Source organism: Rhizobium sp. C4 (genome assembly GCF_021026315.1).
Taxonomy (GTDB): domain Bacteria; phylum Pseudomonadota; class Alphaproteobacteria; order Rhizobiales; family Rhizobiaceae; genus Ensifer_A.
Genome location: NZ_JAJNCX010000002.1, coordinates 163,853 through 187,251, shown reverse-complemented (window position 1 = coordinate 187,251; position 23,399 = coordinate 163,853). Strand labels below are relative to the sequence as shown.

Below are 23,399 nucleotides of genomic sequence, written 5' to 3'. Positions count from 1 at the left end.
GGAGTCAATTTGCGCAACCGAAGACCCAACGCCTTGCAGGGTCCCCGGTTGCGCTTCTTGTTGATCGGGCACCCTTCACGCCGAGGCATGAAGGGAACGCAGCGGTGTCAGGCGGCGGCGCGCTTGCGCAGCTCGTTGACCTGATTGTCGACGCCGTCGATCAGCGCCGTCAGGCGGATGTCGAAGACGATCTCGGCAAACGGGCCGTTCAGGTTGTTGGCATGGATGCTGGCTTCATCCGTCCGTTCGATCACCGAAGGCACCAGACCATCGCGGGTCGCATAGGCGAAGTCGTCATTGATGAGCGGATCGCCTTCGATGTTGATCTGCGTCGTCAGCTTGCGGTGACCGTCTGCGCTGATGAAGAAGTGGATATGCGCCGGGCGCTGGCCGTGGCGGCCAAGCGCCGACAGCAGCTGTTCGGTCGGGCTGCCCGGGGGCACGCCGTAGCCGCTCGGCAGGATGCTCTGGAACTTGTAGCCACCCTTGTCGTCGGCAATGATCGTGCGGCGCATGTTGAACGGCGCCTGTTTGCCGGTCGGGTCGAAATGCGAATAGAAGCCGCGCGTGTCACAGTGCCAGACCTCGACCTTCGCACCCGGCATCGGCTTGCCATCGGCACCATAGACCGTGCCATGCATGATCAGCGTGTGGCCGTTTTCGTCAGCGCCGTCATCGAGACGGGCAAACCCGGTCGAAACGGGAGCGCCGGCGACATAAAGCGGACCTTCGATGGTGCGCGGCGTCGGGTTCTCGATGCCGAGTTCGGCGTCGATCGCGTCAAGCCGCTCGTCGAGGAAATGGTCGATGCCAAGGCCGGGCGAGATGAGGCCCGCCTGCCCGGCCGCGCCGATTTCGTTGAGCCAGGCAATGCCGGCCCAGTATTCGTCCGGCGTGATGTTCAGGTCGTCGATGGCCTTGAAAAGGTCGGAGACGATGCGGTGGGTGATTTCCTTGACGCGCGGATTGCCGCCGCTCTGGTCGAAGCCGCTCAGCGTCTTCAGGAAGTCCTGGATATCGGGCCGGTTGAAGATTTTTACGGTCATTGTGCTTCCTCCACATGGGTTATCTTGAAACTTGGATGCGCTGCCTCCCGGCGGCGCTGATGTCAGGCATCGTCCTCGCGGATCGAGGAAGGGTGCCGCAGCAGCGGCTTCACCTCGATTTTCATGAACGGAAACAGCGGCAGGCCCGAAAGCACCTCGTGCAACTCCGCATTGTCCCTCACGTCGAAAATGCTGTAATTCGCGTATTCGCCGGCGATGCGCCAGATATGGCGCCACTTGCCACTCTGCTGGAGCGCCTGCGAATAGGCCTTCTCCCTGGCAATGATCTCCGCGGCGTCCGCCTTCGGCAGATCATGCGGAATGTTGACGTCCATGCGGACATGAAACAGCATTTCGGCTCTCCCTAAAGCGCGACGTGAATGGACTTGCGCGATGCGTTGCGGGCGAAGAAGGCGACGCGATCCTCATCCAGTGTGATCCCGAGCCCCGGACCGGTCGGAACCGTCAGGCCGAAATCGCTGTAATCCAGCGGCGTCGCCAGAATTTCTTCGGTGAGAAGCAGCGGACCGAAGAGTTCCGTGCCCCATTGCAGATTGGCGAAGGTGGAAAACACCTGTGCCGAGGCGACCGTGCTCACCGCCGCTTCGAGCATCGTGCCGCCATAGAGTTCGATGCCCGCCGCATCCGCAATCGCCGCCACGCGCTGGGCATTGTAGAGGCCGCCGCTCTGCTCGATCTTCACGGCGAAGACATCCGCTCCATGCACGCGCGCCAGTTCGAAAGCCGATTGCGGTCCGCTCAGGGACTCGTCCGCCATCAGCGCCACGGGGAAACGACGCATCAGCCGGGCAAGGGCTGCGGCCGAGGCAACCGGCTGTTCGACCAGTTCGCAACCCGCATCGGCCAGCGCCGCCATGCCATAGACGGCCTGCGTCTCGCTCCAGGCCATGTTGACGTCGACGCGGACTGCCGCCCGCTCGCCCAGCTCCCGCTTGATGGCGGCGACATGGGCGATGTCTTCCTTCTGGCTCTTGGCGCCAATCTTCAGCTTGAAGATATTGTGGCGACGCAGATCGAGCATGTTTTCGGCCTCATCGATGTCGCGCGCCGTATCGCCCGAGGCCAGCGTCCAGGCGACCGGCAGCCGGTCGCGACGGCGCCCGCCGAGCAATTCGCTGACAGGCAGGCCCACGCGTTTGCCATGGGCGTCGAGAAGTGCGGTTTCGATGGCGCTCTTGGCGAAACGGTTTTCCTTGACCATCTTGCCGACCCGCGCCATCAGCGCCTGAATGCGCGTCGCATCCTGCCCGATCATCGTCGGAGCAAAATGCGTATCGATGGCAACCTTCATGCTTTCCGGGCTCTCGCCGCCATAGGCGAGCCCCCCGATGGTCGTGCCCTCGCCGATGCCGACAATACCGTCGTTGCAGATAATGCGGACCAGCATGAGCGTCTGGCCGTTCATCGTCGCCACCGACAGCCTGTGCGGGCGAATGGTCGGCAGATCGACAAGCATGGTCTCGATCCGCTCCACGAGGGGCGCGGCGCTCAATGCGGCAACGGGTGATGCAACGGCTGTGTTCATGTGCGGAAGATTGCGCTGCAGACGCCACCTTCGTCCAAGATTATTTGCGTCTACAACCATACCGAAATGATATAGTGTTGGTACGAATTGACAAAAATTCCGGGGCGTTGCGCCACAGCATATCGCGGGAGTTGGCTTGGGGCGAGTTTCAGAGGAGGCGTAAACACGATGGATCTTCGCCAGTTTCGCTATTTCGTCGCGGTCGCACGCGAGCGGAACTTCACCCGCGCGGCGGAAGTGCTCAACATGGCGCAGCCGCCGCTCAGCAGGCAGATCCAGCTTCTGGAGGAAGATCTCGGCGTCGAGCTCATCATCCGCAAGAGCCGTCCCGTGAAGCTCACCGAGGCGGGTCGCCTCTTCTACGAGCAGGCCCTGCAGATTCTCGGCCGCGTCGACCAGGTGCGAGCGGCGACGCGGCGCGTCGGCCTCAACCAGAACAGCGTCTTTTCCATCGGCTTTGTCGGATCGACACTCTATGGCGGATTGCCTTCGCTGCTGAGACGGTTGCGCCAGCATGCGCCGGAACTCGACATCCAGCTTCTGGACATGATTTCCGTTCAACAGATCCCGGCGCTGAAGGAAGGTCGCATCGATATCGGCTTTGGCCGTCTTCGCCACAATGATCCGAACATTGCCTCGACGGTCGTGCGCGAGGAACGCCTTGTCGTCGCGACTCCAAAGGGAACGCCGCTTGCGCAGGAGACAGGTCCGATTTCGATGAAGGAGCTGGCGGGGCAAAGGCTCATCGTCTACCCCAAGGAACCGCGCCCGAGCTACGCTGACCAGGTTCTCAACCTCCTGCAAAGCGAAGATGTGCGCCTGTCGGAGGTGCAGGAAGTGCGCGAAATCCAGACCGCGCTGGGGCTCGTGGCCGCCGATGCCGGCATCTGCATCATCCCGGCTTCTGCCAGACAGATGCGTGCCGACGTCCATTGTCGTCTCATCGCGGAGGAGCGCGCCACGTCGCCCGTTATCCTCAGCCATCGGATGAGCGATCGCTCCCCACATATCGACCTCATCAAGCAATTGATCGCGGACATGGATGGCGAGGACCCGCTCTGACGGGATGACCCGCTGGTATTGGCGGGACCTCCCTATCCGTCAACCGAAACGTTCCAGCTTGTAAGGCCTCGGATCGACAATCGGCGGCGCGTTCGTCACCAGATCAGCGGCAAGCTGACCGGCGGCAGGGCCGGTGCCGAAGCCGTGGCCCGAAAAGCCGGTGGCGATGGTGAAGCCCGGAATGCTGTCGATGCGGCCGATCGCGGGCAGCGAATCCGGCGTGATATCCATCATGCCGGCCCAGACTTCCTGCACCACCATGTCCTTGAAGGCCGGCCAGGCGGCGACGAGATTGCGGATCGCTTCCGCATTGATCCCTTCGTCGGCCGGCGGGTCCATGGTGCGGATGCGCTCGAAGGGGGAAACACTCTTCGGGCCCCAGCGACGCGGCATCTTGATATCGTCGAGGAAGTCCTTGCCAAGGCTGATGCGCAGAAGGCTGCGCTGTTGGCGCAGCATATGCAGATAACGCATGCCGATCAGCAGATGGTCGAGCATCAGCGGCGCGCCGAGCGCCCCGCGCTGCGTGACCGTGTAGCCGCCATCCTGTCGCTTGCGGAAGGAGAAATCCGGGCCGCCGACGGCAATCTCCGTCGGGCCATCCATCGGCGCGGTGCGCATGACGGAGGAGACCAAAGGCAGCGTCGGCAGCGATATGCCGAGATTGGCGAGGAACTTGCGCGACCAGAGGCCGGCAGCGAGCAGAACTTCGCTGCAGCGAATCTCGCCACGCTCGGTGACGACGCCCGTCACCCGGCCGCCGGAGCGCGACAGGGTGCGGACCGCGCAGTTCTCGATGATCGGCACGCCGAGACGGGCAGCGGCATTGGCAATGGCGCTCGGCGCCAGCGTCGGCTCGGCACGGCCATCCGAGGCGGTGAAAATGCCGCCGGCCCATTGGCCCTTGCCGTCCGGCACAAGTCCGTCGATTTCGCCGGCGCTGAGCAGCTTCGAATCCAGCGAAAGGTCGCTCACCGATTTCATCCAGCCACGATGCATTTCCATCTCGGCTTCGGTGCGGGCGAGATACATGATGCCGGCCTGACGATAGCCGACATCGACGCCGACGCGCTGCGGCATCTCCGCCCAAAGCTGGTCGGCGGCGACCGCCATCGGCACATCGGGGGCGGAGCGGCCCATCTTGCGGCACCAGCCGAGATTGCGCGACGACTGCTCGGCCGCCACCCTGCCCTTTTCCAGAACGACGACCGGAATGCCACGCTCCGCCAGCGTCAGCGCCGCCGTCAATCCGACGATCCCCGCGCCGATGACGACGACGGTCGTCTCCTTGGGAAGTTCGGTGGAGGTCTGAACGGGTGAAGTTGCGGGAGCCATGGCAGTGTCCTTGGGTAAGGGTTGAGAAACGGGCAAGGCCCGTCGTCAGAGGGAAATGGTGCGCTTTTCGATGTCTGCGGTTGCCGCACCGCGATAGGCGGTCACTTCGATCTCGACCTTGTAGACGGTCGAGCCGAGCGGCGGGCAGGTGACGGTCGAGGCCGGATCGACACCCCGGAACGTCTCGCCGACAATGGTCATGACGGTCTCGGTGTCCTTCGGCTCCTGAATGAAGACGCGGGACATGACGACATCGGCAAGGCTCGACCCGACGGCGGCAAGCGCCCGTTCGATATTGGCAAAGACCTGCCGCGTCTGCGCACCGACATCCTCGGGGATTTCTTTCGTGTCGGGGTTACGCCCTGCGGTGTTCGACACGAAAATCCAGTTGTCGACGGAGACAAGGCGGGAATAGCTGCCATGGTCCTCGAATTTCGAACCGGTCTTGATCTTCACGACCTTGGTCATGATCACTCCTTGCTTGATGCGGAAAGAAAGAGAGGCCGGGCAGCACGAGGCCACCCGGCCAAGTTGGCGCTGGAGGTCAGCGCAGAACGGGAACGTCCCAGAGGTTGAGCTTGACGCCGATGCCGCGCTCGATGGCGTTGCGGTAGACGATCGTGCCCCAGGCAACGTCTTCCACCGGCATGCCGCCGACCGACATGATGATGATCTCGTCATCGTTCTTGCGGCCGGGCGCATCGCCGGCAACGATCTTGCCGATATCCTCGAGCTGATCGCGGCTCATCCTGCCTTCTTCGATCATGTCCATGAATTTCACGCCAATGATCGGAACATGCACATGCGCGGGCTTCGGCAGTTCATGAAACCAGGCGTCGTAGAGGCCTGTATTGTCGACGACCTTGCGGACATCCGGGCTTTCCATGCCCTCATCGATATTACACAGCGCCGGCATGGCGAGGAACGTGCCGGGGCTGACCCATTCGCGCTTCACCATCGGATAGGTGGACGGATCGCCGACCGCGCCGGAATTGCAATAGGTGACGAGATCCGAATTGCGCACCACGTCCTCGATCGTATCGACGAGTTCGACCTTCGTGACCTGCGGATAGGTTTCCTTGAGCCAGGAGAGGAAACTGTCGAGGCTCTTCTGGCCGCGACCCTTGACCTTCACCGTATCAATATTCGGGCAGGCCGCGATGAAGGCGGCAAGCGTGGTCTTGGCCATGACGCCCGGTCCGAGCACGCCGACGACGCGGGAATCCTTGCGCGCCAGATGGCGTGCGCCGACGCCCGGGATCGCACCCGTGCGATAGGCTGACAGGAGGTTTGCCGACATGAAGGCCAGCGGCGCGCCGGTATCGGCGTCATTGAGGCAGAACATCAGGATCGAGCGCGGCAGGCCCTTTTCGCGGTTCTCGATATTGGAGCCATACCATTTCATGCCGGCGGTGCGGAACCGGCCGCCGAGATAGGCGGGCATGGCCATGAAGCGACGGTCGGCCGTCGGCTTCGGCATGTCCGGGAAGGGCGAATTTTCCGGGAAGCTGATCGCAGCACCGTGGCTGTCGCTGTTCGGGCCGGCCATGCGGTAGTCGCCGTGATAGAGCAGGCCGAACATTTCCTCCATGGCATCGACGCAGGCCGGCATTTCGGTGACGCCGGCGCGGATCATGTCCTGCTCGGAGAGATAGATGAAATCGATCTTGGTGTTCTCGGTCATGGTTCTTGCTCTCGCTTGGATAAGGCTTCGCCGGTCTGCCCGTGTCCGGCGCATGCGCCGCGGGTCAGTCTGGTCGTGTTGATGGCTTTGTTCCGGAGGGGTGGCGGGCATGGCTTTCGCCATGCCCGATCTGTTTCAGTCCGCGAAGACCCGGCCGAGCGCCGCATAGCGCTCGGGGCTCGCCTTCTTGATCGACAGGGCGAAGAAGGCACCGATCACGCCGACCACGACCACGAGCACGGGGAAGGAGTCGACAACGATGTTCGACGCACCGGCCAGAAGGCCGAGGTTCGAGATGACGAGGACGATGGCACCAGCCAGACCGACCAGCGCCAGCAGCGGAGCAATCGTGGTCCGCCACGGGCCGTAGCCCTTGTTGTCCTTGCGGAAGAACATGATGATGGCAATCGACACCAGCGCCTGCACCGAAAGGATACCGAGCACGGCCAACGCCGACATGTAGGAGAAGACGACCGCGAAGGGATCCTGTCCGGTGATCGCGAAAGCGGCGAGGAAGAAGGCAGCGATACCCGACTGCAGCATGCCGGCGACGTGCGGCGAACCGTGGATCTCATGCACCTTACCGAGAACCTTGAAGGCAAGCCCTTCCCGGCCGAGCGCGAAGAAATAGCGGTTCAGCGTGTTGTGGAAGGACAGGATGCAGGCAAACAGGCTGGTGATCAGCAGGATGTTCATCGCATGCGCTGCCCAGGGGCCGATGACGGTCGAGGCGGCATCGAAATAGAGCGTGTTCAGCGCGCCATTTGCCGTCTCCTGGATCTTGGACGGGCCGTAATATTGCACGATCGCCCAGGTCGAGAAGGCATAGAAGACCGCAATCAGCAGAACCGAGACATAGGTGGCGCGCGGAATGGTGATTTCCGGGCGATGGGCTTCCTCGCCGAAGATGGCGGTTGCTTCAAAACCGATGAAGGAGCCGACAACGAAGACGAGCGAGACACCGAGACCGGGGGTGAACACGGTCGAGGGCATGAAAGCCGAGGCCGTCATGCCTTCCGGCCCGCCGCCATGCAGGATGATGCCGATGTCGAGCAACAGCAGGATCAGCATTTCGGCAAGCATGCAGACGCCGAGGATCGCACCGGAGAAGGCGATGTTGCGCTGGCCTGCCAGATGGACGATGACCAGCACGACGAAGGACCAGACCCACCAGGGCAGATCAAGGCCAAGGGCTGCCATCGCGCCATTGGTGAAGACGCCAATCAGGCCGTAGACGGCGATCTGGACGGCGCTGTAGGTCAGAAGGGCAATGAAGGCCCCGGCAACGCCGGCCGGCTTGCCGATGCCGTTGGCGATGTAGGTGTAGAATGCGCCGGCGCCAGTGATATGGCGGCTCATGGCCGTGTAGCCGACGGAAAAGATCAGATAGAGAATGCCGGCCAGCACGAAGGCACCGGGAACACCGGCCCCGTTGCCGAAGGCGAAGGCCGGCGGTGTGGCGCCGACGACGGCCGTCAAAGGTGCTGCAGCTGCCACGACGAAGAAGACGATGTGGGCAATGCCGACGGAATTGCTCGCCAGCTTACCGCTGGACGCAGTTGGACTCTCACCAGTTTGCATGTTGAACCCCTTTTATGTGTTTATTTGTTATTTGAGAAATCTAGGGAAGATTTTTGCGGTGCAATATTGCAATCTATGCCGTGAATTTGATAATTTACGTCACCATTCACGTATTATTCATACAGGCTTGGAGCCGTGGCATGAAGGAAGCGCACCGCCGGACCGGAAATGTCGCCTTCATTCGCGTGGCCGCGATCACGCCGCTGATCCACCAGTTTGACAAGCGGCAGGAGAAGGCGCGCGTGCTTCTGGCGCGCCACAGGCTCTCGCAATCTCTGCTCGAAGACCCTTACGCCGTGATCCCGCTGCAGCGCTTCATTGCCTTTTTCGAGGATGCGGCAGAGGCGCTGGACGATCCCTTCTTCGGTGCCAAGCTCGGTTCGGCCTTCAAGCCGGCAGACATCGGCCCGCTTGGCATGCTGTTCTCGCTGTCGCCGACCATCAAGGATGGCTTCGAGCGGATCTCGAAATTCGTCAACTCATTGCAGAATTCCACGAGCTCCAATTTCGTCGAGGACGGCGAGAGCTATGTCTGGACCTACCGGATTGCCGACCAGTCGATCTGGCCACGTCGGCAGGATGCGGAATATTCGCTGGCCGCGAGTTGTCAGCTCGTGCGCTCCAACTTCTCCTCAGGCTGGAAGCCGGAAGAGGTGCATTTCGAGCATGATGCGCCGGCGGACGCCGATATCCTGCGCCGGATTTTCCGCGCGCCCGTCCTGTTCCGGCAGTCGAGCAACCGCATCATCATGCGCAAGGAAGACATAACCCGCGTCTATCGCAGCGACAACAGAGAACTGGCCGCCATCCTTGAGCGCCATGTCGAGGATCTGATCGGGGAAACGGAAGTCGGGCAGAGCCTGACGTCGAAGGTAACCGCGCTGATCGAACATTATGTCGGTCGTCGCCCTGTGACGGTCGGCTTTCTGGCGGAGGAACTGGGGATGAATGCGCGCACGCTGCAGCGGCAGCTTGAGCGCGAGGGCACAAGCGTGCGCAGCCTGACAGAGGCGCATCGGCGCGATCTCGCCGACCATCTGCTTTCGGCTGGCAAGAAGACATCAATTGCCGAAGTCGCCCAGACGCTCGGCTATGCCGACAGCGCCGTCTTCGGCCGGGCCTTCAAGACCTGGACCGGCCATGCTCCGTCACGGACAGGAAAATAGATCTAGATCCGCGGATCGAGGCTGCGGATGATCTCGACCGCGTTGTTCTTCTCCGGCAGGAGTTCCAGCAGGATGCCGTTTTCCAGAAGCAGCCAGTGATCGCCCTTGGCGGTCGAGACCGCTCCCCGCGCACGCGCCGCTGCGATGGCCGCCGGGACATCCTTGCAGACAATGCCGAGATGGCCGAAGCGGCCTTCGGGGCCGGCGAAATCCGGGGCCGCGATCAATTGGATGCCGCCCTGCAGCCAGACCTGGCTCGGGGCGCTCGGATCGCCATCAAGCTTGGTGACACCCATGCCCAGCACCTCGGCGAAGAAGTCGATGAGAGGCACGATATCGCGAACAAAGAAAGCCGTGTGTTCGACATAGGCGGTGGTGGCAGACATGGGCAGGCCTTTGAATGGTTGTGAATGCAAGGTCAGGCGGAGGCGCGGGCCGGAAGGTCAGGTTCGCTGCTCCAAGCCTGTTCGAGATCGTTTTCGCGGACGTAGCGCACCAGCGCGTCGATGAAAAGCCGGGTGCGCGCCGGCAGATGCGCGCGCGTCGGGAAGGCTACATTCATGGTCAGCGGCTGCAGCCGCCAGCCCGGCAGGACTTCGACAAGCCGCCCGGCCTCCAGTTCGGCCTGAACGACATAGGCAGGCTGGACCATGATGCCCATGCCGTCCAAGGCCGCATGTTTCAGCGCCACTCCATCATTGCAGGTCATCTCGCCACACACAGCCACGCGTCTGGTCACGCCGTTGCGCTGAAAGGTCAGATTCTCCCAGTCGTCGGACAGCGTGTAGAGTAGCATGGCATGATGCTCCAGCTCGTCCGGATCGCCCGGCACACCATGGGCCTCAAGATAGGCCGGCGATGCAGCCAGGATCCGCGGCACCTCGGCGAGCTTTCGCATGGTGACCGAACTGTCCGCCTCGACACGCCGTGTCCGGATCGCCAGATCGAGCCCGCTTTCGATGAGATCACAATAGCGGTTCGAGATCTGCAGATCGACCTGCACCGCCGGGTGATCGATCTTGAACTGCCGGATGACAGGCAGAAGATGAAGGAGTGAAAAGGCCAGCGACGCGCCGACCTTCAGCGTGCCGAGCGGTTCGGCCTTGACGACGCTGATGCTTTCTTCCGCGGCATTGAGAGTTCCGAGGATTTCGCGCGCCTTTGAGGCAAAGCGTTCGCCCTCCAGCGTCAGCGACAATTGCCGCGTCGTGCGCTGGACGAGGCGCACACCCAGCCGGTTTTCGAGGCTCGTCAGACAGCGGCTGACGCCGGAAACCGAGAGCCCGAGCAGATCGGCCGCCCGCGTCAGGCTGGCCTCGTCCGCAATCCGGGTGAACACTTCCAGTTCGGTAAAGCGATCCATGGCATTCTTAGCTCCCCTTTTATTACGGTAATGTTCATCTAAATTTTGATGAAGCGCAAGAGCTGTCTGAGAAGAGCAGCGGAATTTTTGCGAACGCCGCAACAGAGTTTTCCAACTTACGTGATTTATCACTCATCAAGACAATGAGAGGCTAAAGCCCGAGCATGAAAGGGCTCAAGCCTTTCCTGAAAACAAAGAAAACATCAAACAACAAGAACTTACAGAGGGACCAACATGCATATTTCCCAACCCGACAGCGTCGTCGAAACGGTGTCCGCAACCGTCGGCGACTTTCTGAAATCGCCGCAGGTCCTCATTGGAGGCCAGTCTTCCGGTGCAGTGTCCGGTGCCACCTATCCGGTTTCCAACCCGGCAACGGGCGAGGTTCTGGCCCATGTACCGTCCTGCGACGCCGCCGATGTCGACCGCGCAGTGAAGGCAGCCGCCGCAGCCTTTGAAGGCCCGTGGTCCAGAATGCTGCCGGTCCAGCGCCAGGCTCTCATGCTCAAGCTGGCCGATCTCATCGAGGCCAATGGCGAAGAACTGGCGCAGCTTGAAACGCTGAACCAGGGCAAGTCGATCATGCTGTCGCGCCTGATCGAAGTGCAGTCTTCGGCCGAATATTTCCGCTACATGGCGGGCGCCGCCACGAAGATCGAAGGCACGACGCTCGACGTCTCGATCGCCATTCCGCCGGGCATGCGCTATCAGGCGCAGACGCGCAAGGAGCCCGTCGGCGTCGTCGCGGCCATCACACCGTGGAACTTCCCGCTCAACATGGCGAGCTGGAAGATCGCGCCGGCGCTGGCTGCCGGCTGCACGGTCGTGCTGAAGCCGGCCGAGGAAACGCCGCTGACCTCGATCCGCCTTGTCGAACTGTGCCGCGAGGCCGGTTTCCCCGAAGGTGTCGTCAATGTCGTCACCGGCATGGGCGAGACGGCGGGCGCGGCTCTGGTCGCCCATCCCGGCGTCGCCAAGATCACCTTTACCGGCTCGACCGAGACCGGCAAGCTGATCGGCGTGCAGGCCATGAAGGATATGAAGCGCGTGACGCTCGAACTCGGCGGCAAGGCGCCGATGATCATGTTCGACGACATGGATCTCGAGCTTCTGGGCGCTGCCGCCGGCATCGGCGTCTTCTTCAACACCGGACAGACCTGCTGTGCCGGCACGCGCATCTACATCCAGAAGGGCATTTACGAAAAGGCGCTCGACGTCATTACGAATGTCACGCGCAGCCTTTCCATCGGCTCCGGCCTCGACCCGCGCAACCACATCAACCCGGTCGTCTCCGCCAAGCATCAGGCCCATGTGAAGGCCTGCATCGCCCGCGGCATCGATGAAGGCGCGACGCCGCTGCTCGGCGCAAGCGCACCTGACAAGGGCTTCTTCGTCGCGCCCGAACTCTTCACCGATGTGCGGCAGGACATGGCGCTCATGCAGGACGAGGTCTTCGGCCCGGTCGTCACGATCTCGCCCTTCGAGGATCCCGATGAGGCGGTCCGCCTTGCCAACGATACCCGCTACGGTCTCGGCGCCTCGATCTGGACGAACGATCTCAACAAGGTCATGCGCTATGTGCCGAAGATCCAGGCCGGCACGGTCTGGGTCAACAGCCACAATATCCCTGACCAGAACATGCCCTTCGGCGGCTTCAAGCAATCCGGCATCGGCCGCGAACACGGCAGCCGCGCGCTGGAGAACTATCTGGAAACCAAGTCGGTCTGCATCGCCTACCGCTGACACCCGAAACATTGGCCCGACCGGCAAGTCCGGTCGGGTATTTCCAAGCGGCTGGTTCGTCCAGGCGCTCGATGAAACATGTTCATAATGGGGAACTCGATCATGACAAACAATGCCAACTTTACACCGGCCCCTATCGCGGGGCAGGCATTCGACTACGTGATCTGCGGTGGTGGTTCTGCGGGTTGCACACTGGCCGCACGGCTCAGCGAGGACGAGAATGTCAGCGTTCTCCTGCTGGAAGGGGGCCATGGCGACACGCCCGGCATGGTCTCGACACCGCTGCGGGTTATCGAAATCTGGTTTTCGGATTATGACTGGGGCTACTCCACGACGCCGCAAAAGCATTGTCACGGCCGCCAGATCTACTGGCCGCGCGGCAAGGTCATCGGCGGTTCCTCGGCAATGAACGGCATGATTTACGTCCGTGGCCACGCGGCAGACTACAATGCCTGGGCGCATGCCGGCTGCCATGGCTGGGACTGGGCCAACGTTCTACCCTATTTCCGCAAGTCGGAAGATTTTGATCGTGGTGCGGATGAATGGCACGGTGCCGGTGGTCCGTTGCACGTCACCACCGACTATGCCGCGCATCCCGTCATGGATGCGCTGGTCGAAGCGGCGCAACAGGCGGGCGTTCCTTACAATCCGGACTATAACGGCGCTGCCTTGGACGGCATCAGCCGGATCCAGTTCAACACGCGCAATGGCGAGCGCGCCTCCACTGCAGCAGCCTTCATCAACCCGGTCCGGGATCGACCGAACCTCACCGTCGCATCCGGGACGCGGGTCGAAAAGCTGCTGATCAAGAATGGTCAGGTGACGGGTGTAAAATGCCGCCGTGGCCATGAAAGTTTCGAGGTTGGCGTCAACCACGAGGCGGTGCTTTCGTCCGGAACGATGGAGAGCCCGCGTATCCTCATGCTGTCCGGCATCGGCCCGGCCGCGCATCTGGCCGAATTCGATATCGAAACCATCGTCGATTTGCCGGGCGTGGGTCAAAACCTGCACGACCACACCTTCCTGCCGATGATCTTTGAATCGCGCGAGGATTATCCTTTCCCGACGGATCCGTCTGTGCCTCCGATGCAGGTTCACGCCTTCCTGAAGTCCCATCCGTCCGTGGTGGTCCCGGACATTCAGCCGCTGTTCTTCTCCGTGCCCGCCTATGCGCCGGGTCAGGAGGGGCCGATGAACGCATTCACCCTGCATGCCGCCGGTATACGGCCGACATCGCGCGGTGAATTGCGACTGACGGGTGCCGATGTCAACGATCCCTTGCATCTCGACCCCAATCTGCTGGCGACCGACTATGACGTGCGCACGCTGATCACCTCAATGCGCCAGATCCGGGAGATCGTCGCCCAGCCAGCGCTGAAGAGCTGGGTCAAACAGGAGGTCTATCCGGGTCCAATGCGTGACGACGATGCCAGCCTCGCCGATTACGCCCGCTCGGCCGTCGGCAGCTATCACCATCAGGTCGGCACCTGCGCCATGGGCGTCAGCGCCAATTCGGTGGTGGATCCGCAATTGCGGGTCCGTGGCGTCAAGGGTCTCAGGGTGGTCGATGCCTCCATCATCCCGTCGGTCCCATCGGGCAACACAAACGCGCCCACAATCATGATTGCGGAAAAGGCCGCAGACATGATCAAGGCCGCACGTCACGGAACGCACTGAATACAGGGATGAAGGGTCGCGCCCGGTTCGTTCCGGGGCGCGGCCCTTGCCTCATCAAGGCTTCATGAGCATCGATTTCGACGGATAGTCCGAGGCCCAGGTGGCGGGCAGCGGCGCGACGAAGACGTTTTCGGTGCGGGTGCGGGTGATCTTCCACACGCCATCCGGCTCCTTGCGGAACGTGTTGTTCAGACGCGAGGAGCGCAGCAGCGCCTTGCCGTCGGAAAAGAGCCAGGGCTGCATATGCACCCACTGGCCGTCCGCCGTCGTGCCGTTTGCGTGGACGTGGATCTGTTCCGAGGTCAGATAATGGCAGTTCAGGATCAGGGCCGGATCGGTCTTGCCGCCCCAGAAGCCCTGGAAATGCTTGCGGATGGCGGCAGCGCCCACGGCGCGGCCGAACTGGTTGTCGTAATATTCGCCGACACCTTCCCATACCGCGTCTTCGGTGTAGAGCTGCATGATCAGTTCGATGCGTTCGGCATCGTCCGCCACGCCGAATTCCGGGTTGGGCGTATCGCAGAGGAACATGTAGCGCGCCTGAATGCGGCGGATATCAGCCTCGGCTTCCAGCGTTTCGATGCGGCGCACGAGTGCCGCGATATCTGTCTCAAGAGTCATGATGGTTATCCCGTTCACGGACGCTTCGGCCCGTCAGCGGGCGCGCCTTCCGCGAAAATCCTAGCCCCGGCATGACAAGCGTCAAGCGGTAATATTCACGTAATTTGCCGGGCGGATGGAAAACACTTTTCCGGATTCTGCAAGAATGATCGCGCAGCAAGCGTGTTATAGATTTATCTGCGCGCTACTCTTTTTGAAGCGGTGGCGCAGGAAATTTGAGCATGATCAGGCACTCCATGAACGGTTCCGCCAAAAAGGCGGTGCCGCTTTCTGTGTTTCAAGTAATTGATTTAGAATAATAATTTTTAAATTTCTCAACTTCGTCAATTGACAGTCCTCAAAGTTACGGTAATCTTCACGTAATAAATGGGGAACGGGCAAAACGTCCGACTGTGCAATGTCAGAAGAAACCAGCCATCAAGACGCCCATGGCGCATTCGTGTCCCGTTTTGCGATCGGCGCAAAGGACGGCGCTGCGGTCGCCATAAAGGATTGCCTCGATATCGAGGGCATGGTGACGCGCTGCGGCTCGCAAGCGCTGGCTGATGCCGCACCCGCAAACGCAAATGCCGATGTCGTCACGAACCTCATCGCCTCTGGCTGCCACATCATCGGCAAAACGAAGATGCATGAGCTGGCCTATGGCATGACCGGCATTAACGGTTTCGAGGGAACACCGGTCAATCCGCGCTTTCCCGACCGCATTCCCGGTGGTTCGTCCTCGGGGTCCGCTGCCGCGACTGCCGCCGGCCTCGTCGATTTCGCCATCGGCACGGATACGGGCGGCTCGGTGCGCCAGCCGGCCATTTGCTGCGGCGTAATCGGCTTCAAGCCGGCATTTGGCCGTGTCAGCCGCAAGGGCGCGCTGCCGGCGCAATCGACACTCGATTGCATCGGCCCCTTCGCCCGCACGCTTTCCATGATCGAGCGCGCCATGCGCGCCATCGATCCAAGTTTTCAGGCAGAGACATGTAACGGCCCGCTCCGCATCGCCCGCCTGCGGCTGGATGGAAGCATTGAGCCACGCATGGCCGAGGCGATGTTGTCCGTCGAGGTCGGAGAAGACGGTGTGATCGAGGATATCGACCTGCCGCTGCTGGCTGAGGCCTTCAAGGCCGGCATGACGATCATTGCCCGCGAAACGCTTGTCGCCAATGCGGCGCTGATGGAGCGTCCCGACCTGCTCGGCGACGATGTGCGCAAGCGCCTTGAGGGCGCGCGGAACGTCACCGATGCCGACATGGCAAAGGCGGAAGATATCCGGACCCGTTTCACGGCGGATGTCGATGCGCTTTTCGAGCGTTTCGACCTGCTGCTGACGCCCGCCCTGCCGCTGGCGCCGCCTTTGCTGGCGGAAGCGGGCGAGCCGGCGAAAGTGCTGACGCTGACGCAATATTTGCGCCCGTTCAATCTCTCGGGCCACCCGGCCCTCGTGCTGCCGGCGGCAACGTCGGACGGCCTGCCCTCCGGCATCCAGCTTGTGGGGCCGAAAGGCGCTGATGCGCGGCTGATCGCCATGGCGCACCGGCTCGCCAGCACAAATCCGATTTTCCAGATGGAGGAATAAGACGATGAATTATCATGCCCCTCCGGCCCCGGCCGCAGCGCTTGACGCGCTGAAAGGCGAGATCCGTGCGCGGTCCGAGGAATTCCAGGCGCTGCGCCACATTCCGAAGGACATTGTGCGGCAGTTCCAGACCATCGGCGTCTACCGCGCCTTCGTGCCGAAGCGTTTCGGCGGCGATGAACTGGCTCCGCAGGATTTCTGTCGCCTCATCGAGGAGATCTCCACCGCCGACGCATCCGCCGGCTGGGTGGCAAGCTTCGGCGTCTCGGCGACCTATCTCGCAGCCCTTCCGAAGGAAACCTATGCGGCGATCTACGGCGCTGATCCGAACACGGTCTTTGCCGGTGCCATGTTCCCGCCGCAGCCGGCGCGGCGCGTGGAAGGCGGCCTGGAAGTCTCGGGCCGCTGGCCCTGGGGCTCGGGCGTCATGGGCGCCGATATCGTCGGCGCGGGCATCAAGATCGAGGGCGAGAACAGCCCGCTCCCCCGCACCGCCGTTCTGCCGCGTGCCAAGGCAACAGTTGCCGAGACCTGGGACACGGTGGGGCTCCGCGCCACCGGAAGTCATGACATCGTCGTCGACAAGGCGATCGTGCCGGAGGAATGGACCTTCATTCGCGGCGGCACGCCGCAGCAGGACGACCTGATCTTCCGCTACCCCGCCATGGCGCTCGCCGCCCAGGTGCTCGCTGTCGTGGCGCTTGGCACCGCCCGCTCGGCGCTCGACTGGGTTCACACCAACGCGCTTGCCCGCGCCTCCGTCACCGGCGCGCCGAGCCCTGCGGCCCGTGCCTATATCCAGATCGATTTTGCCAAGGCCGAAGGCCTGCTGATGGGCGCACGATCTGCCTTCTACGATGCGATCGAGGAAGGCTGGCGGCAGATGCAGGTGAATGGCGAGGTCGATCGGCCGACGCTGGTGCGGCTGCGCCATACCGCCTCCAAGGCAGCACAGGATGGAGCAGAGGCCGCCCGCCTCGCCTTCGTCATGGGCGGCTCGGAGGCCATGGCAACCGGCCATCCGCTCGGCCGCAAGATGATCGACGCCGCCTGCGTCGCCCAGCATGCCTTCATCAATTCCGGCAGCTGGCAGGCGGCAGGTGCCGCCCTCTTCGGCCAGCAGACCCCACCCGGCTATCCGTGAACAATTTTCGAAAAGGAACAAACTGATGTCAGAACCGACACCCATCCGCACGCTTCTTTGCCTCGCCGTTCAGCCTTCCTTTTTCGACCTGCCCTTCAACAAGATCGGCGGCGTCTGGAAAGCAACCGAGGCCTTCATGTCCGGCGTTGCGAAACTCGAAGGCGTGACCGTTCTCGGGACGCTCGACGACGACCAGACGCAGGTCGGCACCTCGCCGTCCTTCCCCTGGACCTGGTACATGCTGTGCGATTTCCCGAGCCGCCAGTCGGTGATTGCCGCCTGCAACCTGCTGCGCACGATCGTCGTCGACGACGAGGATCACCGCCTGTGGAAATACATGCGCGTCGAGGCCCGCATGGGCCGGGCGCTCACCATTCCCGAAGTTTGAGACTTGAGAGGAGCAACCATGTTGCATACCGCAGAGAAATTCAGCGATCTCGACGCGCTCTATTCGCCGGAGTCAAAGGTCGCAACCTCGATGTACGAGAATGCCGATCTCTTCAACGAAGAGATGGAGCGCATCTTCAAGCGTACCTGGGTCTGGGTCGCCCATGACAGCGAACTCGCCGACAAGGGCGCGTTCAAACTGTCGAATGTCGGGCTGGAACCCGTCATCGTGGTGCGCGACCGCAAGGGCGATGTGAACGTCCTCGTCAACCGCTGTCGCCACCGCGCCGCCACCGTCTGCGAGGTGAAGAAGGGCAAGACCTCGTCCTTCCAGTGCCCCTATCACGGCTGGGGCTATGGTCTGGACGGGTCGCTGCGCGGCCTGCCCTATCCGGAACAGTATGGCGATGATTTCGACAAGGGCGCGCATGGCCTGAAGCGGCTGCGCACCGAAAGCTATAACGGCATGATCTTCGCGACCTTCAACGACGAGGTCGAGCCGCTTGTCGATTTCCTCGGGACCGAAGTCTGCCGGTATATCGACCTGTTCATGAAGCAGGGCGGCGGCTTCCCGGTCAAGGTTCTCGGCGAACATCAGTTCACCGTGCCGATGAACTGGAAGGTGCAGCTCGAAAACACGACCGACGCCTATCACTTCCCGGTCGTCCACAAGAGCTTCATGCAATCGCTCGACGGCGATGCCGAAGAGGCCTTCAAGTTCCTCGAGACCGGCAAGGGCTATGTCGAGGATCTCGGCAATGGCCATTCCGTCATGGTGATGATCCCCGAGCGCATCGATCTGGACGAACATCTGGACGACCCGATGGAAGAGCGCTTCCTGCCGCTCGCCAAGGAGCTGCGCGACGAGGGCTATCCGGAAGATCAGGTCAAGAAGATCGTGCGCGCCGTCGGCGGCGCGGGCTTCAACCTCAACCTCTTCCCCAATGTCTCCTTCTCGCTTGCCTTCTTCCGCGTGCTGACCCCGGTCAATGTCGAGCGGACCGATATCCGTCACATCGCCCTCGGCATGGAGGGCGGCCCGGCTGCGGCCAACCGGATGCGCATGCGTCTGCATGAGCATTTCCAGGGCCCGATGGGCTTCGGCTCGCCGGATGATGCGGAAGTGTGGGAGCGCGTACAGCGCGGCACCAAGGGCGGTGAGGACCTGCCGATCCTCGTCAATCGCGGCCTGATCGATGAACAGCCCGGCGCACTCGGCCCCCGCGGCCATATCAGCGCCGAAACCGGCATGCGCGCTGCCTACAAGATGTGGAAGAGGATGATGTCGCTATGAATATGATGACAAAAACCAACGATCTGGCGCTTCTCCAGAAGGTCAGCGCCTTCCTCTGGACCGAGGCCGACCTGCTCGACGCCAAGGATTACGACACGTGGCTGGCGCTCTGGCTGACGGAAGGCTTCTACACGCTGCCGATCGGCGAGGGCGACGACTTCGACAACCAGCTGAACCTCTGCCACGACAATGACCGGATGCGGCGCGACCGCATCCAGCGTTTCCAGCAGGGCTTCTCGATCTCGTCGGCCCCCCCGGCCCGCACCGTGCGCACCGTCTCCCGCTTCGTCATCGAAAGCGTCGAGGGCGATACGGTGACGGTTTCGAGCGCCGAGCATGTGATCGAGGACAAGTTCGGCCGCCAGCGCGTCTGGGCCGGCAATATGCGCCACACGCTCGTTGCCTCCGGCGACGGCTTCAAGATCCGCGCCAAGGTCGTGCGGCTGCTTAACTCGGATGGGATGCTGAATTCGTTCAGCTATTTGTTCTGATGGTGGCCCCTCTGCCTGAAAAGATCCAGACCGCCGTGGTGACGGGCGGCGCACGCGGCGTTGGCGCCGAGATCGTGCGCGCGCTCCACCGCGCAGGCTTCCGGGTCGTGATTACCGATATCGAGGCGGATGCGGGGGCTGACCTCGCCTCCGAACTCGATCTCGCCGGCGAGACGGCCGTGACGGCGACGCTCGACGTCAACAAGCCGGGCGATTTCCAGGATGTTCTCGACAAAAGCGTCGAGCGCTGGGGCTCGGTGGAAGTGCTGGTCAACAATGCGGCGCGCACCGCCGTCAAGCCGGTGCTCGAAATTGATCCAGCCGACTTCAACGCGATCCTGGCCACCAATGCCGGTGGCACCTTTGCCGGCAGCCAGATCTTTGGCCGGCATTTCAAGGAACGCGGCTATGGCCGCATCGTCAATCTCGCCTCGCTTGCGGGGCAGAACGGCGGCACGGCGACGGGCGCGCATTACGCCGCCTCCAAGGGCGCGATCCTGACGCTGACCAAGGTGTTTGCCCGCGATCTCGCCCCCTTCGGCGTGACCTGCAATGCGATTGCCCCCGGCCCCATGGATACGCCCATGGTCCGCTCGGTGATCACGCCGGACAAGATGGCGGCGGCGCTCGCCAATATCCCGGTCGGCGAACTCGGCGATCCGGTCTTCGTCGCCGAACTGGTGGCGCTGCTGGCCGGGCCGAAAGCGTCTTTCGTCAATGGCGCCTGCTGGGACGTCAATGGCGGCATCTACATGCGATGAGGGGAGAACGATGGGCACGAACACGCTGAAACTGAAAGTCGCCGAACGCATCGAAGAGCCCGGCAATATCCTGCGCCTGCGGCTTGTCGAGGCATCGGGGGCGGCCCTTCCGGCCTTCGAGGCCGGCGCGCATCTCGATCTGCGCCTCGTCGATGGTTCCACGGATCTGTGGCGGCAATATTCGCTCTGCTCCGATCCGGCAGAACGCGGCGCCTACGAGATCGGCGTTCTGCGCGATCCGAAATCGCGCGGCGGTTCGGTGGCGGTTCACAAGCTTGCGCAGGTGGGCGGCGTGTTCGAGGTCGAAGGCCCGCGCAACCATTTCCCGCTGGAGGAAACGGCCGGCACCACCGTGCTTCTCGGCGGCGGTATCGGCATCACGCCGATGCTCGCCATGGCCCAGCGCCTTCACGCGCTGAACCAGGATTTCGTGCTGCATTACTGCACGCGCTCGGAAAGTGTCACCGCGTTCAGGTCGCTGATCGAAAAAGCGCCCTGGGCGGACAAGGTGGTCTTCCACTTTGACGATCAGGCGGCAGACCAGCGGCTGGATCTTGCGCGGGACCTGCCCGCCCCCTCAGCGGACACGCATCTCTATGTCTGCGGCCCGCAGGGCTTTATGGACTGGGTGATCAATACCGCAGAAGCTGCAGGCCATGCCAAGGCGAATGTTCATCGCGAATATTTCTCCGCCGAGGTCGACCAGTCCGGCGGCGGGTTCGAAGTTGTCGCCAAGCGTTCGGGCGTGACGGTCCGCGTCGAGGCCGGCAACACGATTGCCAAGGCGCTGGCCGCTGCCGGGGTGAAGATCGAGGTCAAATGCGAGGAAGGTGTCTGCGGCACCTGCGTCACCGACGTGCTCGAAGGCATACCCGACCACCGCGACAAGTTCCTGACCGATGAAGAACGCGAGGACTGCACGATGATCTGTGCCTGCTGCTCGCGTGCTGCCACCCCCACCCTGGTATTGGATGTTTGATCATGACCCAAGAAGCCATGCCTGCCACCCCTTCGCCTGAAGCGCTCGCCTTTCGCAACGGCATGAGCCGTCTGGGCGCTGCAGTGAACATCGTCACCACGGACGGCCCGGCGGGTCGCCACGGGCTGACCGTCTCGGCCGTCTGCTCCGTCACCGACCAGCCGCCGACGCTGCTCGTCTGCATCAACCGCAAGGCCTTTTCGCATGACGCCTTCGTTCAGAACGGCACGATCTGCGTCAATGTCCTGAGCCCCGCGCATCAGGATCTCTCCCGCGCTTTTGCCCGCTGGACCGGCGAGGACCGCTTCGCCACGACGGACTGGCACACGCGGGCAACCGGCGCGCCGGTTCTGGCCGACGCTGCCGTCGCCTTCGACTGCCGCATCATCGATCAGCAGTCACGCGGAACCCATAGCGTCTTCTTCTGCGAGGTGAACACGACCGAAGTCGCCGAGGGCGAGGCCAATGGCCTTGTCTGGTTCGACCGGGCCTTCCACCCGCTGGAACCGCATTGAGCGGACGTGCCCAAGCGCCGGGAGGTGGTTCCCGGTAAGGCCCACCCCGCTGTCAAAAGGGCTTAGACGCGCCGCAGGGTGATCCGGGTCAGTTCGGATGGCACGCCCAGTCTCACCGCAAAGCCGGGCCAGAGGCCGGTGCCGTTATTGACATAGAGCGACATGTTTCCGACCTGATAGACGCCGGAAACGAACCCATTGTTTGCGCGCGCGACCAGCCGGTCCAGGCCAGCCACCATTCCGCCATGCGTATGTCCCGAGAGCTGCAGGGCGATCCCCGCGGCGGCGGCTTCTTTCGCCCGCATGGGCTGGTGGTCAAGCAGGATGACCGGCGCATCGGCCGGGGCGCCGGCAAGAGCGGTCGCAAAATCGGGTGCCGGCAGCCCATAGCGCGCGGCCGAAAGGTCGGTCACACCAGCAAGAACGATCCGGCTCCCGCCTCTTGTCAGAACCACATGGGCATTTGGCAGCATCTGCATGCCGAGAGAGTTCAAGTGGCTCATCCATTGCGCATAGCTGAAGAAATATTCGTGGTTACCCGGGATGGCAAAGACGCCGTCCGGCGCGCGCAGCTTCGCGAGGGGCGCGACGTCAGCCGTTCGGCTTTCCAGGCTGCCGTCGATGAAGTCGCCGGAAACGACAATCAGGTCGGCGCCAAGCGCATTGGTCCGCGCGACGACTTCGCCTGCCCAGGAAGCCGGAAACAAACGGCTGATGTGAAGATCGGTCAGTTGCACGAGACGGTAGCCGTCGAATTCGGCCGGCAGGCCCGCTATGGAAAACTCGACGTCCTTCAATGCCGGAACCCTGATCGCCTGGCTGACGCCATAGGCGGAAAGGAGCAGTGCCAGCGCGCCCATCGAATAGCGCAGGGCTGCGGGAGGGTAGACAAACTGGGTTTTGACGAGGGCAAGGACAAGCAGGGCGATGTCCAGCACGATCTGAAACACCGCAAGGAAGATGATTGCCGCGAAGACGACGTTGAACGCGATGACCAGCGGGCGGGGAAATTCCGGCGAGAAGACGGAACCGGAGGAGAGACGGCTGAACAGGTGATACTGCGAGGCAATCAGCAGCAGGACGGCAAGTGCGATCTTCAACGACCAGTGCCAGGGAAGCGGCTGAATGAAACGAACGGCGACAATCGCCCAGGGCAATCCAAATATGAAGCTGAACATGCTTTGCTTTCACGGGAGGGGGCTAAAAATAATACCGGATATCCGGTTGATGCGCGTCTCGACAATCTGGTGGTTCGCGCCCCCCATCCTGAGGGAACCATGAGGCGTGAAGCGTATCCGGAGCCCCGGTGCCAGCGGCCGACAATCCGAATGCCCCCAAACAAAGCACTCATCCACCGGTTCGCGCAAGAGCCCGCCTTGCCCTCGCACTGACCCGGACGAGATGCACATCTTGTAATGATCGTCTACTATTGACGCT

23 protein-coding genes are annotated in these 23,399 nt (G+C 62.4%); 12 read left to right on the top strand and 11 right to left on the bottom strand.

From position 1 onward, the window contains the following. Positions 1 to 107: 107 nt before the first annotated feature. The 3 genes from catA to LQK84_RS04460 all read right to left on the bottom strand — a co-directional run bounded on the left by catA (position 108) and on the right by LQK84_RS04460 (position 2,592). On the bottom strand, positions 108 to 1,046 hold the full coding sequence (catA, locus tag LQK84_RS04470; RefSeq protein WP_230827449.1) for a catechol 1,2-dioxygenase: 939 nt from the start codon (positions 1,044 to 1,046) through the stop codon (positions 108 to 110). 62 nt (positions 1,047 to 1,108) lie between these two features. Then, positions 1,109 to 1,399 carry a muconolactone Delta-isomerase gene (catC, locus tag LQK84_RS04465; protein ID WP_230827448.1) on the bottom strand — a complete coding sequence of 97 codons (291 nt, stop codon included), beginning with the start codon at positions 1,397 to 1,399 and terminating at the stop codon, positions 1,109 to 1,111. A gap of 11 nt (positions 1,400 to 1,410) precedes the next feature. After that, a complete protein-coding gene (locus tag LQK84_RS04460; RefSeq protein WP_230827447.1) occupies positions 1,411 to 2,592 on the bottom strand; it encodes a muconate/chloromuconate family cycloisomerase in 1,182 nt (393 codons plus the stop codon). Positions 2,593 to 2,760: 168 nt separating this feature from the next. Here LQK84_RS04460 and LQK84_RS04455 point away from each other — a divergent pair, with 168 nt between their 5' ends. Then, positions 2,761 to 3,654: a LysR family transcriptional regulator gene (locus tag LQK84_RS04455; RefSeq protein WP_230827446.1), complete on the top strand. Its 894-nt coding sequence runs from the start codon at positions 2,761 to 2,763 to the stop codon at positions 3,652 to 3,654. 39 nt (positions 3,655 to 3,693) lie between these two features. Here LQK84_RS04455 and LQK84_RS04450 read toward each other — a convergent pair whose 3' ends face one another. From LQK84_RS04450 to LQK84_RS04435, 4 genes are all read right to left on the bottom strand, one after another. Continuing rightward, positions 3,694 to 4,989, bottom strand: a complete 1,296-nt coding sequence (locus tag LQK84_RS04450; RefSeq protein WP_230827445.1) for an NAD(P)/FAD-dependent oxidoreductase — start codon at positions 4,987 to 4,989, stop codon at positions 3,694 to 3,696. Positions 4,990 to 5,034: 45 nt separating this feature from the next. Beyond that, positions 5,035 to 5,457: a RidA family protein gene (locus LQK84_RS04445; protein WP_230827444.1), complete on the bottom strand. Its 423-nt coding sequence runs from the start codon at positions 5,455 to 5,457 to the stop codon at positions 5,035 to 5,037. Between the two features lie 76 nt (positions 5,458 to 5,533). After that, positions 5,534 to 6,673, bottom strand: a complete 1,140-nt coding sequence (locus tag LQK84_RS04440; protein WP_230827443.1) for a tyramine oxidase subunit B — start codon at positions 6,671 to 6,673, stop codon at positions 5,534 to 5,536. 135 nt (positions 6,674 to 6,808) lie between these two features. Further along, positions 6,809 to 8,254, bottom strand: a complete 1,446-nt coding sequence (locus LQK84_RS04435; protein ID WP_230827442.1) for an APC family permease — start codon at positions 8,252 to 8,254, stop codon at positions 6,809 to 6,811. Positions 8,255 to 8,394: 140 nt separating this feature from the next. On the opposite strand from LQK84_RS04435, the gene LQK84_RS04430 reads away from it, so the two are divergent. After that, a complete protein-coding gene (locus LQK84_RS04430; RefSeq protein ID WP_230827441.1) occupies positions 8,395 to 9,420 on the top strand; it encodes an AraC family transcriptional regulator in 1,026 nt (341 codons plus the stop codon). A gap of 2 nt (positions 9,421 to 9,422) precedes the next feature. Here the strand turns inward: LQK84_RS04430 and LQK84_RS04425 are convergent, their stop codons facing one another. Both LQK84_RS04425 and LQK84_RS04420 read right to left on the bottom strand, forming a co-directional pair. Next, positions 9,423 to 9,806, bottom strand: coding sequence for a VOC family protein (locus tag LQK84_RS04425; protein ID WP_230827440.1), 384 nt, complete (start codon positions 9,804 to 9,806; stop codon positions 9,423 to 9,425). Positions 9,807 to 9,838: 32 nt separating this feature from the next. Beyond that, positions 9,839 to 10,783, bottom strand: a complete 945-nt coding sequence (locus LQK84_RS04420) for a LysR family transcriptional regulator (RefSeq protein WP_230827439.1) — start codon at positions 10,781 to 10,783, stop codon at positions 9,839 to 9,841. A gap of 234 nt (positions 10,784 to 11,017) precedes the next feature. On the opposite strand from LQK84_RS04420, the gene LQK84_RS04415 reads away from it, so the two are divergent. Then, the gene (locus LQK84_RS04415) at positions 11,018 to 12,526 is read left to right on the top strand and encodes an aldehyde dehydrogenase family protein (RefSeq protein ID WP_230827438.1); all 1,509 of its coding nucleotides are present in this window, start codon (positions 11,018 to 11,020) and stop codon (positions 12,524 to 12,526) included. Positions 12,527 to 12,628: 102 nt separating this feature from the next. Further along, entirely contained in the window at positions 12,629 to 14,203 is a 1,575-nt protein-coding gene (locus LQK84_RS04410; RefSeq protein ID WP_230827437.1) for a GMC family oxidoreductase, read from the top strand. Between the two features lie 54 nt (positions 14,204 to 14,257). Here LQK84_RS04410 and LQK84_RS04405 read toward each other — a convergent pair whose 3' ends face one another. Then, positions 14,258 to 14,824: a nuclear transport factor 2 family protein gene (locus LQK84_RS04405; protein WP_230827436.1), complete on the bottom strand. Its 567-nt coding sequence runs from the start codon at positions 14,822 to 14,824 to the stop codon at positions 14,258 to 14,260. Between the two features lie 397 nt (positions 14,825 to 15,221). On the opposite strand from LQK84_RS04405, the gene LQK84_RS04400 reads away from it, so the two are divergent. From LQK84_RS04400 to LQK84_RS04365, 8 genes are read left to right on the top strand one after another with little or no spacing between them, the layout of a single operon-like run. Beyond that, positions 15,222 to 16,391 (top strand): amidase, encoded by a 1,170-nt coding sequence (locus LQK84_RS04400; protein WP_230827435.1) that lies wholly within the window; start codon positions 15,222 to 15,224, stop codon positions 16,389 to 16,391. A 4-nt stretch (positions 16,392 to 16,395) separates the two neighbouring features. Next, positions 16,396 to 17,535, top strand: a complete 1,140-nt coding sequence (locus tag LQK84_RS04395; protein WP_230827434.1) for an acyl-CoA dehydrogenase family protein — start codon at positions 16,396 to 16,398, stop codon at positions 17,533 to 17,535. A gap of 25 nt (positions 17,536 to 17,560) precedes the next feature. Further along, entirely contained in the window at positions 17,561 to 17,923 is a 363-nt protein-coding gene (locus LQK84_RS04390) for a hypothetical protein (RefSeq protein ID WP_109855150.1), read from the top strand. 18 nt (positions 17,924 to 17,941) lie between these two features. Then, positions 17,942 to 19,216, top strand: a complete 1,275-nt coding sequence (locus tag LQK84_RS04385) for an aromatic ring-hydroxylating oxygenase subunit alpha (protein WP_230827433.1) — start codon at positions 17,942 to 17,944, stop codon at positions 19,214 to 19,216. Further along, complete coding sequence (locus tag LQK84_RS04380; protein WP_230827432.1) at positions 19,213 to 19,707, top strand: aromatic-ring-hydroxylating dioxygenase subunit beta; 495 nt, start codon at positions 19,213 to 19,215, stop codon at positions 19,705 to 19,707. The genes LQK84_RS04385 and LQK84_RS04380 overlap by 4 nt, the downstream gene beginning before the upstream one ends. Beyond that, positions 19,707 to 20,468, top strand: a complete 762-nt coding sequence (locus tag LQK84_RS04375; protein ID WP_230827431.1) for an SDR family NAD(P)-dependent oxidoreductase — start codon at positions 19,707 to 19,709, stop codon at positions 20,466 to 20,468. The genes LQK84_RS04380 and LQK84_RS04375 overlap by 1 nt, the downstream gene beginning before the upstream one ends. A gap of 10 nt (positions 20,469 to 20,478) precedes the next feature. After that, entirely contained in the window at positions 20,479 to 21,447 is a 969-nt protein-coding gene (locus LQK84_RS04370; RefSeq protein ID WP_230827430.1) for a PDR/VanB family oxidoreductase, read from the top strand. 2 nt (positions 21,448 to 21,449) lie between these two features. Further along, a complete protein-coding gene (locus LQK84_RS04365; RefSeq protein ID WP_230827429.1) occupies positions 21,450 to 21,962 on the top strand; it encodes a flavin reductase in 513 nt (170 codons plus the stop codon). Between the two features lie 62 nt (positions 21,963 to 22,024). Here LQK84_RS04365 and LQK84_RS04360 read toward each other — a convergent pair whose 3' ends face one another. Further along, on the bottom strand, positions 22,025 to 23,140 hold the full coding sequence (locus LQK84_RS04360) for a metallophosphoesterase (RefSeq protein WP_230827428.1): 1,116 nt from the start codon (positions 23,138 to 23,140) through the stop codon (positions 22,025 to 22,027). Between the last annotated feature and the right edge of the window lie 259 nt (positions 23,141 to 23,399).

Bases quoted from the DNA above. Each gene is read 5' to 3' on its own strand.
- LQK84_RS04380 (WP_230827432.1), top strand. From the start codon at position 19,213: ATGAATATGATGACAAAAACCAACGATCTGGCGCTTCTCCAGAAGGTC.
- LQK84_RS04420 (WP_230827439.1), bottom strand. From the start codon at position 10,783: ATGGATCGCTTTACCGAACTGGAAGTGTTCACCCGGATTGCGGACGAG.
- LQK84_RS04360 (WP_230827428.1), bottom strand. From the start codon at position 23,140: ATGTTCAGCTTCATATTTGGATTGCCCTGGGCGATTGTCGCCGTTCGT.
- LQK84_RS04415 (WP_230827438.1), top strand. From the start codon at position 11,018: ATGCATATTTCCCAACCCGACAGCGTCGTCGAAACGGTGTCCGCAACC.
- LQK84_RS04440 (WP_230827443.1), bottom strand. From the start codon at position 6,673: ATGACCGAGAACACCAAGATCGATTTCATCTATCTCTCCGAGCAGGAC.
- LQK84_RS04365 (WP_230827429.1), top strand. From the start codon at position 21,450: ATGACCCAAGAAGCCATGCCTGCCACCCCTTCGCCTGAAGCGCTCGCC.
- LQK84_RS04425 (WP_230827440.1), bottom strand. From the start codon at position 9,806: ATGTCTGCCACCACCGCCTATGTCGAACACACGGCTTTCTTTGTTCGC.
- LQK84_RS04390 (WP_109855150.1), top strand. From the start codon at position 17,561: ATGTCAGAACCGACACCCATCCGCACGCTTCTTTGCCTCGCCGTTCAG.
- LQK84_RS04405 (WP_230827436.1), bottom strand. From the start codon at position 14,824: ATGACTCTTGAGACAGATATCGCGGCACTCGTGCGCCGCATCGAAACG.
- LQK84_RS04375 (WP_230827431.1), top strand. From the start codon at position 19,707: ATGGTGGCCCCTCTGCCTGAAAAGATCCAGACCGCCGTGGTGACGGGC.
- catC (WP_230827448.1), bottom strand. From the start codon at position 1,399: ATGCTGTTTCATGTCCGCATGGACGTCAACATTCCGCATGATCTGCCG.
- LQK84_RS04450 (WP_230827445.1), bottom strand. From the start codon at position 4,989: ATGGCTCCCGCAACTTCACCCGTTCAGACCTCCACCGAACTTCCCAAG.
- LQK84_RS04400 (WP_230827435.1), top strand. From the start codon at position 15,222: ATGTCAGAAGAAACCAGCCATCAAGACGCCCATGGCGCATTCGTGTCC.
- LQK84_RS04455 (WP_230827446.1), top strand. From the start codon at position 2,761: ATGGATCTTCGCCAGTTTCGCTATTTCGTCGCGGTCGCACGCGAGCGG.
- LQK84_RS04435 (WP_230827442.1), bottom strand. From the start codon at position 8,254: ATGCAAACTGGTGAGAGTCCAACTGCGTCCAGCGGTAAGCTGGCGAGC.
- LQK84_RS04385 (WP_230827433.1), top strand. From the start codon at position 17,942: ATGTTGCATACCGCAGAGAAATTCAGCGATCTCGACGCGCTCTATTCG.
- LQK84_RS04410 (WP_230827437.1), top strand. From the start codon at position 12,629: ATGACAAACAATGCCAACTTTACACCGGCCCCTATCGCGGGGCAGGCA.
- LQK84_RS04430 (WP_230827441.1), top strand. From the start codon at position 8,395: ATGAAGGAAGCGCACCGCCGGACCGGAAATGTCGCCTTCATTCGCGTG.
- LQK84_RS04460 (WP_230827447.1), bottom strand. From the start codon at position 2,592: ATGAACACAGCCGTTGCATCACCCGTTGCCGCATTGAGCGCCGCGCCC.
- LQK84_RS04445 (WP_230827444.1), bottom strand. From the start codon at position 5,457: ATGACCAAGGTCGTGAAGATCAAGACCGGTTCGAAATTCGAGGACCAT.
- LQK84_RS04370 (WP_230827430.1), top strand. From the start codon at position 20,479: ATGGGCACGAACACGCTGAAACTGAAAGTCGCCGAACGCATCGAAGAG.
- LQK84_RS04395 (WP_230827434.1), top strand. From the start codon at position 16,396: ATGAATTATCATGCCCCTCCGGCCCCGGCCGCAGCGCTTGACGCGCTG.
- catA (WP_230827449.1), bottom strand. From the start codon at position 1,046: ATGACCGTAAAAATCTTCAACCGGCCCGATATCCAGGACTTCCTGAAG.